Below are 9,790 nucleotides of genomic sequence, written 5' to 3'. Positions count from 1 at the left end.
AACGCTGATACGTGGTTCTGGGCCTGCACGGGGTGTCAGCACAGTGAGGCTGATCGGAAGCCGCTCGATGGTGAGGTGCAAACCAAGGACGAGGCAATTGCGGCCTTGTCGGAGGTATGGGCCGGAGCCAAGGCATAGGGGGCCCGCCCGGGGCTGCGTCGCACGATGGTGATGACCGCCGTGATTATGGGCTTTCCGGTCCAGGGATGAGCGGCGAGCCCGAAGCTGCGCACGAGCGCGCCGCAATCCGCACATGATGCGCCGCGTCGACGAGTTCGCCCGTGGCTTTGGCCTGGACGAGGCAGCCATCCGGCAGATCGTCTAGACGGCTGCCATCGACATGCTGATGCGGACGGACGAGGAGCGCTGCATCGAGGCACGCACGCGCCTGATCGAGGCGTCAGCGTAGCGGCATAACCGTTGTCGGTGACGTTCTGTCCGAAGCCGTTCAAGCTCTTCGCGCGTCCGGCTACGCAGTCGAGCCCTCCAGTGATGCCTCGGCAGTCTGGCGGGCCGGAGAAGCCGGAATTGAGCGTGGAGCAGCCCGTCGCCCCAACCGTGCACCTCGACTTGTGGGCCTAGGACGAGGGCAGGAGACTCGTTTGGGCATCACTCCGAGCCTGACCTCAGTGCACCGGTGTTGTCATCTCCGCGAGGCCGTTTGGTCCAAACCTCTCAAGACGCGGTCCTGGCTTGTCGGTCTCACCTTCCAGTCGGCCCAGGCGCGCGTTGATCGCCTCGATCCATTCCGCATTGGTGCAGGTACTCAGGAGCGGCTGGAGCGTCTCGGCGAGGTCGCGGGCGAGCGCCTCACGGCTGAGGCCGTTCAGCACGCCGCCGTGCTCCTCGAACACACTGGCGACCACCTCCCCCATCATCAGCGCCTGCCCAGCTCCGGTCGGGTCCGCTGTCTCACCATCTTCTTGAGATCGCTTCGTCAGCATTGGCTCAGGCATCCGGCGGGCTGCAGATATTCCTCAAGGGATCCATGAACGGTCTGAACGGCTAAACCGTTGCGGGAGCAGCCACGTTGGAGGGTGGCCTGATGCTCGCAGGACTAACAGGAGTTCGTGTGACTATTAGCCGACCACCTCCAATCCGTGCCCGCATCCTCAACGCTCTCACCGACGAGCCCATGAGCACGCTGCAGCTTGCCGAGCGCGCTGGGATCACGGCGCGGCGGCGAGGTGAGGTCGTGGGACTGGCGTGCGACGTCCTTGAGGATGAAGGTCTGATCGAGCGAGTGGATGGCGGACGTCATCCGAAGTGGCGCAGGCCGATCCGTTTGATAGCCGAAATGTGCATGACCACGGCCTTCCCGCCGGCGTCGGGCGGGAGGGCACCGGCCCTCGACGAGCGCTTAGCACGCGAACTGGTCCAGGGCGTCGTACAGTCGGCCACCGCCCGAGATGTCGACCCGGCCGCACGCCTTCGAGAGTTTCGCACGTTGCAACAGGCCGCAATCGCGATGTCGCGAGATCCCGCAGTGATCCACGCTGCCGAGCAGCTCGTCCGTGCGATTGACCTCACGCTGCAGGAACTGACCCCGGTGAAGACCTAGCCAACTGGATGGGCGGTGTGGACGCGAGCCAGCCAACCGCATGTCGGCCTATCCCTTCACTGGCCTACACCCTTCGTGGCGAACTTCCAGATCAGCACTCCGTCCCGCTAACTCTGCTTGCCTCGGTAGCCTGCCGTCCGCATGAAGACTACACGTGCGAACTCGACCCCGTGCGCTTTCTCGCCGTGCACCATCAACGCGCCGCACTACTCGGCCCGAAGCGTACCGTGCTTGGGATGGAAGCCGAACAACTGCGAGGCCGTCCAGCCTAAGCGGTGTGCCTCCGCACCGAACCAGTCGATGAAGTCGAGAGCGCTTTCCCGGATTGCGGTCCAGCGGACCAACGAAAGGTGATGGCACGGCGAGGCATGCGGCGAGAGACGCTCAATGTTGGCGCCCCACTCGGCGACGGCGGGCAGAAGATCGACGGGTTGGGATCTAGGGCAGCGGTTCGTCAACTTGTCTGCAACCGACGCGCGGCATTGATGCCGGGAATGGCCAGCATCGCCAGCAGGGCGCCTGCGACGAACAGCAGTCCGGTACCGAGCAAGCGGTAGAGAACAACACCGACGGCGCCACCGGCTAGAAACGCTAGGACAGTCACAACGTGAAGTCGCAGTTTCGCGCGGTCTAGTAACGGATGACGCTCCAGCATGTTGGCGAGACCGATGCCGATGTCGGTGACCATGCCGGTGATGTGGGTCGTGCGTACCCGGGCGTTGGTGATCTGCGTGACGGTTGCGTTCTGGAGGCCGAGCAAGAAGCTGAGACCAAGGGCGAGCATGGCGCCTCGGCTCTCGTCGGGTAGCCATGGCGAAGCGCAGCCGAGGCCGATCAGCAGTCCCGCCTCGGTGAGCACGCTGTAGACGTAGATCCCGCGTAGTCGCCGCTCACGCCCGGCACTGATGAGTAAGGTGGCGACCATAGCGCCGATCACGAAGGCAGCGACGATTGCCAGCGCCTGCAGGGCGAAGCGCAACTCGCCGAGGCCAAGGTGATCCGCCAGCGCCGAGACGTTGCCGGTCATGTTCGAGGAGTAGGACCCGAAGGCGTAGAAGCCGGCCGTGTTGAGCGCGCCCGCGATAGCGGCGAAGGTCCAGGCGAGGCGTTCGTCGATCGAGTGGGTACGCGCTTCGCCTTCATGAACGAGCATCGGAAGAGTCTTTGGCCTTGGGCGGTATGAGTACGGGGAGGCGACGGCTCCTACCGCTCCTACGCTCGTCATTGGGCGGATTTGAGGACAGGCCGCATACGGCAGATGCAGCCGGCCGGCGAGACCTGACATCGTACAGAACCATGGACGTCAGATGGCGAAGGCGGAGTAGCCTTCAGGCGCCCAGATCTGTCACCGGCGCGGGCTTACCCTCGCGGCAGGTGCTGGTACGGTTCTGACAGACGTTCGTCCAACGCAGCGAACGTCCCTACCTTCAGCCCGCCCGGCTTACCGCGGTGGGCTTTTTCTTGCGCGGCTTCGACCCTACTCAACCCAAAAGGCAGTTCTAAGTAGGCGCTACGGACAGCCTACGGTGCGACGATGGACACGCGCCTGCCTCCCAACGTGCAACCGATTGCTGAGGGCGCGCATGCGCGAGCTATCGGCTTGCCAAAGGACAGCTGCCCATACCCGGCCAACTCTCCCGAGCGGAAGGCTTGGCTCGAAGGCTACGACGGCACACCCTCAGAGGACGGCCCGGACTCACCGATGGCGGATGCATGATCTCGCGAGAGCATAGCGCATCCCGGCAGGACAGCCGCCGGGGCGCGGGTGTCGAAGACACCGACTGCTACAACGAAGGCGCTCCAACGATGGGGCATGCGTGACAGAGTGGGATCTGCGACGCTGCTACCCTCAAATTGTGATTGGGCGTTCTGGCCTCGTTCCTATATGACCTGAGGCACGGAGGTTGGCCCATGCCCGCGCCCTATCAGGCGAATGACATTGCGGCTTGGTTTCTCGGTAACATCGACCGAGAGGCTGGCGACGCAGTTACACATCTCAAGCTGCAGAAACTGGTCTATTACGCTCAGGCGTGGTCGCTCGCGCTGCGGGACACCCCGCTGTTTGACGAGGACATGCAAGCTTGGGCGCATGGTCCAGTGGCCGACTCTGTATATCAGGTCTATCGGGATGCGGGGTGGAGTGCTCTACCGGTTCCGGAACAGATGCCCCGTATTGCCCCTGACGATGTAGAGCACCTGTCCACGATCCTTGAAACTTACGGCGATTTCTCTGCCAAGCACCTAGAGCGCATGACGCATGCGGAAGCTCCGTGGATAGAAGCAAGGAATGGTCTGCCGGACGAAGCTTGGTGCAGAGAGCCGATCCGGAAAGAAACTATGGCTCGTTTCTATCGCGAACTTTATGAGCAAACGAGTGATGTCGAACCGAAATAGGCTTAAGAAAATAGTTCAGAAGCAGGCCGAAAATACAAACGATAAAACAGTAAGTCTAAAGATTAGAGAAGCTGCGCTGCTTAGTCTGTCTGACGGAACAAACAACGATACTGCTTTCGTTAATCTGAAATATTATCGTCACGAACACCAATGTTTATCGTCCTGGACGCAAGACGAACTTAGAGCCTTTAGCTCATTTTGTCGTAAAGTCACACAGACATCTTGGACTAGCATATATAAAACATCTGGGGCGCCCGGCGACAAGCAGGGACTCGGATATACAATTCATGGCAATAAAAACGTACTTCCTAGAAGTCCAGATCTTGAGAAATTCAGCCCTGATTTGACTTGGTTTGAACTGCGCGTAACTGGAGAAGCGCGAGTTCACGGTTTTAGATGCAAAAGCGCCTTTTTTCTGGTTTATCTAGACCGGCAGCACGAAATTTACCCTGGGTAGGTGCTGAGTTATAAAAATCCTTTGCATAAGCATTTATGGCTTGATGATTTCGGCAGGACTCGAACCTGCAACCAGACCGTTATGAGCGGTCGGCTCTAACCACTGAGCTACAGGCCCAGGGCTCGGTGTAGCATCTCTGGCCCCTCGTCACTCTCTTCGGTGATGATGACGGTCAGCAGCGCTCGGATCAGGCTGCAGCGCCTTGCGCGAGCATCTCGGCTGCGTATCTGGCCCGCGCCGCACCACCACTCTGTCCGCCGTTCCGTGCGCACCATGCCGCGAAGGCGTTCGGCTCGATCGGCACACGCACGACCTCGACGCCGCTGTGCTGTACCTCCTGCTCCATCTGCTCGGTAGCGATCCGCCATGTGTCGTACAGGGGCGGCAGCTTCGCACCATCGTCGAGGCTTGTGCGCAGTGCCGGATAGTTCTCCAGGGTGTACCAAGGCAGGCCAACACGACGGGGGCGGCTCATCCTATGCCTCTGCAAGCGTGGGTGACAAACTGGTTCATTGTTCGCCAACAGTTGAAGACGAGCTGCGGTTCGGATGAGGACCCCTGCCTGATGGTATAATCGTTGCCAGCCTGAGCTGATTGCCTCCGAAGGAGGGTGCCGTTGTGCCCGCCAGCACGATCCGAGACCCGGCCGAGTACAGCACGCTCGCGGAGCGTTGCACGGTAGCGATCGCCGATGCGCACTGGTTCCGCAACATGGCCACACGTGCCCTGCGGGACGGGAAACCTAGAGCCAAAATTCGAGCCGCCAATGCACGAACCGCCGCTCGCATCATCCTGATGCGGGCAAAGGAGGACGCCGCCATGCATCGCCTGATCGTCGAGGCAGCAGCCGCTGGGCGGCAGGCCACCTAACGCGCCTCGCCTTCAGCGCCTCTCCCACGAGGTGGGGGACGGGGTCAGCTGAATATCGCCACTATGGCAGCGGCTATCAAACCCGCCACCAGCACCACAAACTGCGGATGTTGATAGCCTAGCCCGTTGAGAACGTTCACGGCTCCCGCTGCCACAACCAAAACAGCTATCCTCATCCTGAGCGGCGTCATCCTCACTTCAGACGACCCTTCGCCCTCAAGCCATTCTAGACCGCGCCCCCGCCCGCCGCCGTTCTCCTCTATGAGGATGATGCCGGCAAACCAGTCAGCTCGAACCCCTTAGCTTTCCTAGCCACTTGATCGCTTCATCGCACGAAGGGTGCGCGTCAGGTTCGCCACGACATCGTCACCCCTGGTTCCGCCGTCGGCACTCGCAGGCGAAGGTCTGGCCTCCTCAACTCGCTTAGCGACTTCCATGATGACGTAATCCACCGACGGTGGCCAAGGCTTACCATTGTCCAGAAGCATTTGCGCGAGCCGAACGAGCATCCTGAACCGCTCAGGCTGAATTCGGCTATTCGCAGCGTGCTGTTCAAGGATGCGGTCGGCAATCACTGTGGCCATATTGGCGACCTCAGCCATCTCGTTGGGCTGATCGCCGGCCTCGCTCATTTCAGGTAGCCCTCCGCCTTCAGGTACTCAGTGAAGATCATCTCAGGAGACGGCCTTCTCCCGCCCTAGTCGCTTCGCTCGCAATTGTACCGTTCGCTCTTCCAACGCCTGCTTCTCGGCGTCGACGTCCTGCTGAACCTGATCCGCGTTCGTCTGGCGCGCCGCCCTTCTGGCCGTCGGCGTCATTAGGTTAACGCGACGATTGGGTAACAGCTCGACCATCGTTGGTCCTCTCGGCTTGTCATGGGAGAAGGCGTTGATCAGCAGTGTCAGGCGTCATAGCTCCCCACGCATCTTCCGCTAGATGAAGGCGGCTCGCTGGTAGGCAATCGCCGAGCCCCAGCATCTGCGTTGCCTAAGACCGCGCTGATGGCTTCGCCATGGGCGACGAGAATGTCGATGATCTCGGTCACAACCGCCGGCCAGGGCACGTTAAGCGCGAGAAGGAGTTCTGCCGCCTTCACGACCACAGCCAAATCATCCACCGAGAACGTGCGCCCCGTGCTGCGCGCCTGAAGCATCCGCTCGGCGAGCTTTGTCGCGAGGCTGAGAATATCGCCCACGCCGAGGGGCTGAGCGTCATCGCTCACTTCAGGAAGCCCTTCGGCTTCAGGTGTCCGGAGGGGAACATCAGTTCGCGCACTCAGGATCTCCGCGGTGCCGCACTTGGCCTTGGCAGGTAAGTCGAGAAATCACACTTTGTCCCAGATCCAAGCAGCCCCCATCATCGCCAGCCCGCCGCAGACACACCCGATCACAAGGTAGCGGTGGAGGCGATCGTAGAGAAAGACGGGCATTATTGATTACCTAGTGGCGCGTGACTATCGATGTACAGACATCGCAACGGACGGCTAGGTCCAAAACTTTACGGTTCGCACATTCAGGCCTTGCGTGGTCGGCAGGCCACAGCGACTGACCGGCGGACCTACGATCGCCTCGCCTTCAGCGCCTCTTCCACGAGGCGGCGGATGGGATCAGGCGTCGTCCCCAGTGAGGTCGTCCTTGAAGCCGTCGAAGCCCTTCAGCGGTACACCAGTCCTGTACAAGTCGTACTTGCGGCCCAGTCGGTCGAGCTGCGAACCAACCCCGACCAGGGCGTAACGGCGATCGTTTTCATCGACGACGCGCAGCAGCCGGGCGCGAAATAGCTCGTCGGACTCGGGATCGCTCATGCGCTGCTACCTATGCGGGCTCGATCTACGTACCTCGATGAGGTGATGAAGAAGTCAGGCCGGGCCCATGAGGATGTGGTCGACGATCGCCACGAACTCGCGGGCGGCTGAAGCGCGCTGCGTGCCACCGTCTGGAGCCGAAACAGCTACGTCCCACGCGGCATCGATCGCCTCTGCGCTTGGCCGCTTGAGTGCCGTCAGCACGGCACGGACGACAGCCTCAGCCGTCATGTCTGGATCCGTCACCGGGGCTCGCTGCAGTGGCACGCGAACCGCCTCGCACAACCGCTTCAAGTCCGGCGTCATAGCGTGCCTCCGGGTCTGAGGCCGGCGCCTTTCAACGGTACGCCTGTCCGGAAGCGACCGTACTTCCGCGCGAGGTCGTCGAGATAGGTGCCGGCAGCCACCAGGGCGAAGTGTCGATCTATTTCGGCCACAACGCGCAGCAGACGCTTGCGAAAGATCTCGTCTGGTTCCGGGTTGCTCATGGTCTCAGCGCCGCGAGTACCCCGCCCGCGAGGAGCCCCGCAGCGAGAACCATGAAGGAAGCACGTTCGAAGCCAGCCTGACTGCCCCGATGCCTATCCCTTCCGCTCGCGGAACCGGATCCCGGCCCCGCCGCCGTTCTCGGGGATGAATTCCAGGCCGGCGGCTTCGAAGGCACGTCGCATGGCGGCGATAGTCGGCCCATGAGCTGAGAGAGCGCCCGGGACTGCCTCAAGCCGCTTGATGGTCGGCAGCGACACACCAGAGGCTTCGGCGAGGTCCTTTTGCTCCCATCGCAGCAGCGCGCGCCCCGCACGGACCATCTCGCTACTGAGCATCCACTGGCCTCAATTTGATACCTCAGAGGTAAAAACGATACCTGGGGCATTGACAAAGCTCTGAGGCTCGTATGATACTCCAGGCATCGAATACGAGCAAGGCTCAGCCGATGTCTCACCGCACTGTCTCTTGGACCCGCATCGACCGCGCCGGCCGCGACGCCCGCCCTATCATTGCTCCCGGCCTTCTCTCGGCCAAGGCCCGCATCGACCTGACTGTGCGCACCACCCGCCGGCCCCTGTTCAGGGCCGGTCAGTTCGACCGCGCCGCCATCATGTCGGCCGCTGCTTCCGCCGCCCGCTCCCATCAGGAGCGGTTCGGCTGCAGCTGGGGAGAGGCCATGTCAGTCTGCCTCACCGCCGCGTGGCGCGCCGCCAAGTTGGCCCGCCACATGGCCGCGCACTGAAAGGCACAGTGATGGCCGCCAGATCAGAACCGGAAGCAGAGCCGACCCGAGCGGCCCGTCCGGATACGCAGGCTCCCCGGCCGCTCGCCTATCGTCCGAAAGATGCTGCCACCGTGCTCGGCGTGAGCAAGTCCATGATCTACCAGATGATCGCCGATGGCGCCTTGCCCGCGCGAAAGCTGGGCGCAAGCACAGTCATCCTCCGCTCGGATTTGGTGGCACTCCTTGAAGCATTGCCGCTGACCGCCTCGGCAGCGAAGGCCCACACCTCCCCTGACTGAACGGTGCCCGCGCCGGCCTGATCGGCGCCCGCACCCCTTCATCTCCCTGACCCACCGCCACGAGCCCCACCAGGAGCGCGAACGATGAAGCACGTCCGTATCCCCGATTTCTCGCAGCCCGTTCCGGTCCGCAGCGACAGCCCCCGCACGGGTCGCCGCCGCCTCACCGCTGACGGCCGGTTCCTGAACCTGCCCAACGAGCCCGTGCCCGGCGAGATCGAGCCCTGGCAGGCCGTGACGCCCGTCCGCCCCGACACCGCGCACAGCCGGTCGCTGCGCTTCCTCGACACGGCCGGTGAGCTGCTGGCTGCGGTCGCCATCATCGGCGGGGGCATGGTGCTGACCGGCCTCGCCTCCCTGCTCTGATCCACCGACGCGGCGGGCAGCCCGTCGCGCCTCCGTCCCCTGATCCCGTGATCCCTGGAGGCTTCCCTATGTCCTCGCTCAATCCATTCCGCCGGCAGCAGCCCGACCGCCCGACCTTGCGCCAGCGCGCCGCCGACCTGACCGCCGGCCTCGCTCGCGTCGTCCGCAAGCCCGCCACCGCGACGCCAGCCGGCGAGCCGGACGAGGCCACCGACGGCATCGAGGAGTTCGCGCAGCTCGACTTCCGCGCCTACGACCTCGACAGCCCACTCCGCACTCCGCAGCAGTGGGCCGCCCGTTTTGCCGCCCATGCCATGTCGATGCACGTCGCCGACCGCACGCTGCGGATGTCGAAGCCCGAGATGATCGCCTTCATCCGCGAGTCCGGCGAACGCGACGGGGATCTGCCCGGGATCATGTTCCAGGCGCTCGACGGCGCGCAGGGCACCTTCGAGGGCTGGGGCAAGCTGCTCAACGTGGCGCGCTCCCGGTACGTCGTCGCCGCCTCGGCTGAGCGGGTCGAGCACGCCGCGCAGAAGCCCAAGGGCGAGGCTCTGATCAAGGATCCCGAAGCGCCTTCCGCCAGTGAGGCTGAGCCCGCCCAGACCTTTGCCGATCAGGTTACGCGTGCTGGCCTCACCGGCGACGTACTAGCTGCCAGCGGCATCGACCATCGCGACGGTACGGTCTCCTACGCCGACGCCACCGGCAAGATCGTGCGCCGACCGATGGCGCACTGGCTGGGCTTCACCACCCAGCAGATGCATGGTCGAATTCAGAGCGAGATGGGCCGCAGGCGCATGGCCGAGGCCAACCACCTTCCGGC

General features: G+C 63.0%; 17 protein-coding genes and 1 tRNA gene. 8 read left to right on the top strand and 10 right to left on the bottom strand.

Features of this window, described 5'->3' with window-relative positions; all coding sequences use genetic code 11:
* Positions 1-626: 626 nt before the first annotated feature.
* A complete protein-coding gene (locus MKK82_RS24450) occupies positions 627-944 on the bottom strand; it encodes a hypothetical protein (RefSeq protein WP_243987152.1) in 318 nt (105 codons plus the stop codon).
* Between the two features lie 191 nt (positions 945-1,135).
* On the opposite strand from MKK82_RS24450, the gene MKK82_RS24445 reads away from it, so the two are divergent.
* Entirely contained in the window at positions 1,136-1,561 is a 426-nt protein-coding gene (locus MKK82_RS24445; protein ID WP_243987150.1) for a hypothetical protein, read from the top strand.
* A gap of 454 nt (positions 1,562-2,015) precedes the next feature.
* On the opposite strand, the gene MKK82_RS24440 is transcribed toward MKK82_RS24445, so the two are convergent.
* A complete protein-coding gene (locus tag MKK82_RS24440) occupies positions 2,016-2,714 on the bottom strand; it encodes a YoaK family protein (protein WP_243987148.1) in 699 nt (232 codons plus the stop codon).
* A 381-nt stretch (positions 2,715-3,095) separates the two neighbouring features.
* Between MKK82_RS24440 and MKK82_RS24435 the strand changes: the two genes are divergently transcribed.
* Positions 3,096-3,278: an Rmf/CrpP family protein gene (locus MKK82_RS24435; RefSeq protein ID WP_243987146.1), complete on the top strand. Its 183-nt coding sequence runs from the start codon at positions 3,096-3,098 to the stop codon at positions 3,276-3,278.
* Between the two features lie 194 nt (positions 3,279-3,472).
* Positions 3,473-3,955: a Panacea domain-containing protein gene (locus MKK82_RS24430; protein WP_243987144.1), complete on the top strand. Its 483-nt coding sequence runs from the start codon at positions 3,473-3,475 to the stop codon at positions 3,953-3,955.
* A gap of 504 nt (positions 3,956-4,459) precedes the next feature.
* Here MKK82_RS24430 and MKK82_RS24425 read toward each other — a convergent pair.
* Positions 4,460-4,523: transfer RNA gene (locus MKK82_RS24425), tRNA-Met, on the bottom strand.
* 76 nt (positions 4,524-4,599) lie between these two features.
* Entirely contained in the window at positions 4,600-4,887 is a 288-nt protein-coding gene (locus tag MKK82_RS24420) for a hypothetical protein (protein WP_243987142.1), read from the bottom strand.
* Between the two features lie 143 nt (positions 4,888-5,030).
* On the opposite strand from MKK82_RS24420, the gene MKK82_RS24415 reads away from it, so the two are divergent.
* On the top strand, positions 5,031-5,282 hold the full coding sequence (locus MKK82_RS24415; protein ID WP_243987141.1) for a hypothetical protein: 252 nt from the start codon (positions 5,031-5,033) through the stop codon (positions 5,280-5,282).
* A 308-nt stretch (positions 5,283-5,590) separates the two neighbouring features.
* On the opposite strand, the gene MKK82_RS24410 is transcribed toward MKK82_RS24415, so the two are convergent.
* From MKK82_RS24410 to MKK82_RS24385, 6 genes are all read right to left on the bottom strand, one after another.
* Positions 5,591-5,914 carry a hypothetical protein gene (locus MKK82_RS24410; RefSeq protein WP_243987140.1) on the bottom strand — a complete coding sequence of 108 codons (324 nt, stop codon included), beginning with the start codon at positions 5,912-5,914 and terminating at the stop codon, positions 5,591-5,593.
* A gap of 42 nt (positions 5,915-5,956) precedes the next feature.
* Positions 5,957-6,136, bottom strand: coding sequence for a hypothetical protein (locus tag MKK82_RS24405; protein WP_243987139.1), 180 nt, complete (start codon positions 6,134-6,136; stop codon positions 5,957-5,959).
* A gap of 47 nt (positions 6,137-6,183) precedes the next feature.
* Complete coding sequence (locus MKK82_RS24400; RefSeq protein ID WP_243987138.1) at positions 6,184-6,504, bottom strand: hypothetical protein; 321 nt, start codon at positions 6,502-6,504, stop codon at positions 6,184-6,186.
* A gap of 384 nt (positions 6,505-6,888) precedes the next feature.
* On the bottom strand, positions 6,889-7,086 hold the full coding sequence (locus MKK82_RS24395) for a hypothetical protein (protein WP_243987137.1): 198 nt from the start codon (positions 7,084-7,086) through the stop codon (positions 6,889-6,891).
* A 54-nt stretch (positions 7,087-7,140) separates the two neighbouring features.
* Positions 7,141-7,317: a hypothetical protein gene (locus MKK82_RS24390; RefSeq protein ID WP_243986643.1), complete on the bottom strand. Its 177-nt coding sequence runs from the start codon at positions 7,315-7,317 to the stop codon at positions 7,141-7,143.
* A 71-nt stretch (positions 7,318-7,388) separates the two neighbouring features.
* Positions 7,389-7,574: a hypothetical protein gene (locus MKK82_RS24385; RefSeq protein ID WP_243987136.1), complete on the bottom strand. Its 186-nt coding sequence runs from the start codon at positions 7,572-7,574 to the stop codon at positions 7,389-7,391.
* A gap of 446 nt (positions 7,575-8,020) precedes the next feature.
* On the opposite strand from MKK82_RS24385, the gene MKK82_RS24375 reads away from it, so the two are divergent.
* From MKK82_RS24375 to MKK82_RS24360, 4 genes are all read left to right on the top strand, one after another.
* A complete protein-coding gene (locus tag MKK82_RS24375; RefSeq protein ID WP_243987134.1) occupies positions 8,021-8,317 on the top strand; it encodes a hypothetical protein in 297 nt (98 codons plus the stop codon).
* An 11-nt stretch (positions 8,318-8,328) separates the two neighbouring features.
* Positions 8,329-8,598 (top strand): helix-turn-helix domain-containing protein, encoded by a 270-nt coding sequence (locus MKK82_RS24370; RefSeq protein ID WP_243987132.1) that lies wholly within the window; start codon positions 8,329-8,331, stop codon positions 8,596-8,598.
* An 84-nt stretch (positions 8,599-8,682) separates the two neighbouring features.
* Positions 8,683-8,964, top strand: a complete 282-nt coding sequence (locus MKK82_RS24365) for a hypothetical protein (protein WP_243987130.1) — start codon at positions 8,683-8,685, stop codon at positions 8,962-8,964.
* 68 nt (positions 8,965-9,032) lie between these two features.
* On the top strand, positions 9,033-9,790 hold a 758-nt coding region (locus MKK82_RS24360), incomplete at its 3' end, for a hypothetical protein (protein ID WP_243987128.1).

The sequence above is a fragment of the Methylobacterium sp. E-046 genome (assembly GCF_022829625.1).
Classification (GTDB): Bacteria; Pseudomonadota; Alphaproteobacteria; order Rhizobiales; family Beijerinckiaceae; genus Methylobacterium; species Methylobacterium longum.
The sequence above is the reverse complement of the archived record's forward strand: the minus strand, read 5'-3'. Positions and strand labels throughout refer to the sequence as shown.

What these genes read in the sequence shown, in the direction of transcription:
- MKK82_RS24385 (WP_243987136.1), bottom strand. Translation starts at nt 7,574, where the DNA reads ATGAGCAACCCGGAACCAGACGAGATCTTTCGCAAGCGTCTGCTGCGC.
- MKK82_RS24435 (WP_243987146.1), top strand. Translation starts at nt 3,096, where the DNA reads ATGGACACGCGCCTGCCTCCCAACGTGCAACCGATTGCTGAGGGCGCG.
- MKK82_RS24440 (WP_243987148.1), bottom strand. Translation starts at nt 2,714, where the DNA reads ATGCTCGTTCATGAAGGCGAAGCGCGTACCCACTCGATCGACGAACGC.
- MKK82_RS24450 (WP_243987152.1), bottom strand. Translation starts at nt 944, where the DNA reads ATGCTGACGAAGCGATCTCAAGAAGATGGTGAGACAGCGGACCCGACC.
- MKK82_RS24365 (WP_243987130.1), top strand. Translation starts at nt 8,683, where the DNA reads ATGAAGCACGTCCGTATCCCCGATTTCTCGCAGCCCGTTCCGGTCCGC.
- MKK82_RS24430 (WP_243987144.1), top strand. Translation starts at nt 3,473, where the DNA reads ATGCCCGCGCCCTATCAGGCGAATGACATTGCGGCTTGGTTTCTCGGT.
- MKK82_RS24405 (WP_243987139.1), bottom strand. Translation starts at nt 6,136, where the DNA reads ATGGTCGAGCTGTTACCCAATCGTCGCGTTAACCTAATGACGCCGACG.
- MKK82_RS24375 (WP_243987134.1), top strand. Translation starts at nt 8,021, where the DNA reads ATGTCTCACCGCACTGTCTCTTGGACCCGCATCGACCGCGCCGGCCGC.
- MKK82_RS24445 (WP_243987150.1), top strand. Translation starts at nt 1,136, where the DNA reads ATGAGCACGCTGCAGCTTGCCGAGCGCGCTGGGATCACGGCGCGGCGG.
- MKK82_RS24395 (WP_243987137.1), bottom strand. Translation starts at nt 7,086, where the DNA reads ATGAGCGATCCCGAGTCCGACGAGCTATTTCGCGCCCGGCTGCTGCGC.
- MKK82_RS24410 (WP_243987140.1), bottom strand. Translation starts at nt 5,914, where the DNA reads ATGAGCGAGGCCGGCGATCAGCCCAACGAGATGGCTGAGGTCGCCAAT.
- MKK82_RS24390 (WP_243986643.1), bottom strand. Translation starts at nt 7,317, where the DNA reads ATGACGGCTGAGGCTGTCGTCCGTGCCGTGCTGACGGCACTCAAGCGG.
- MKK82_RS24420 (WP_243987142.1), bottom strand. Translation starts at nt 4,887, where the DNA reads ATGAGCCGCCCCCGTCGTGTTGGCCTGCCTTGGTACACCCTGGAGAAC.
- MKK82_RS24370 (WP_243987132.1), top strand. Translation starts at nt 8,329, where the DNA reads ATGGCCGCCAGATCAGAACCGGAAGCAGAGCCGACCCGAGCGGCCCGT.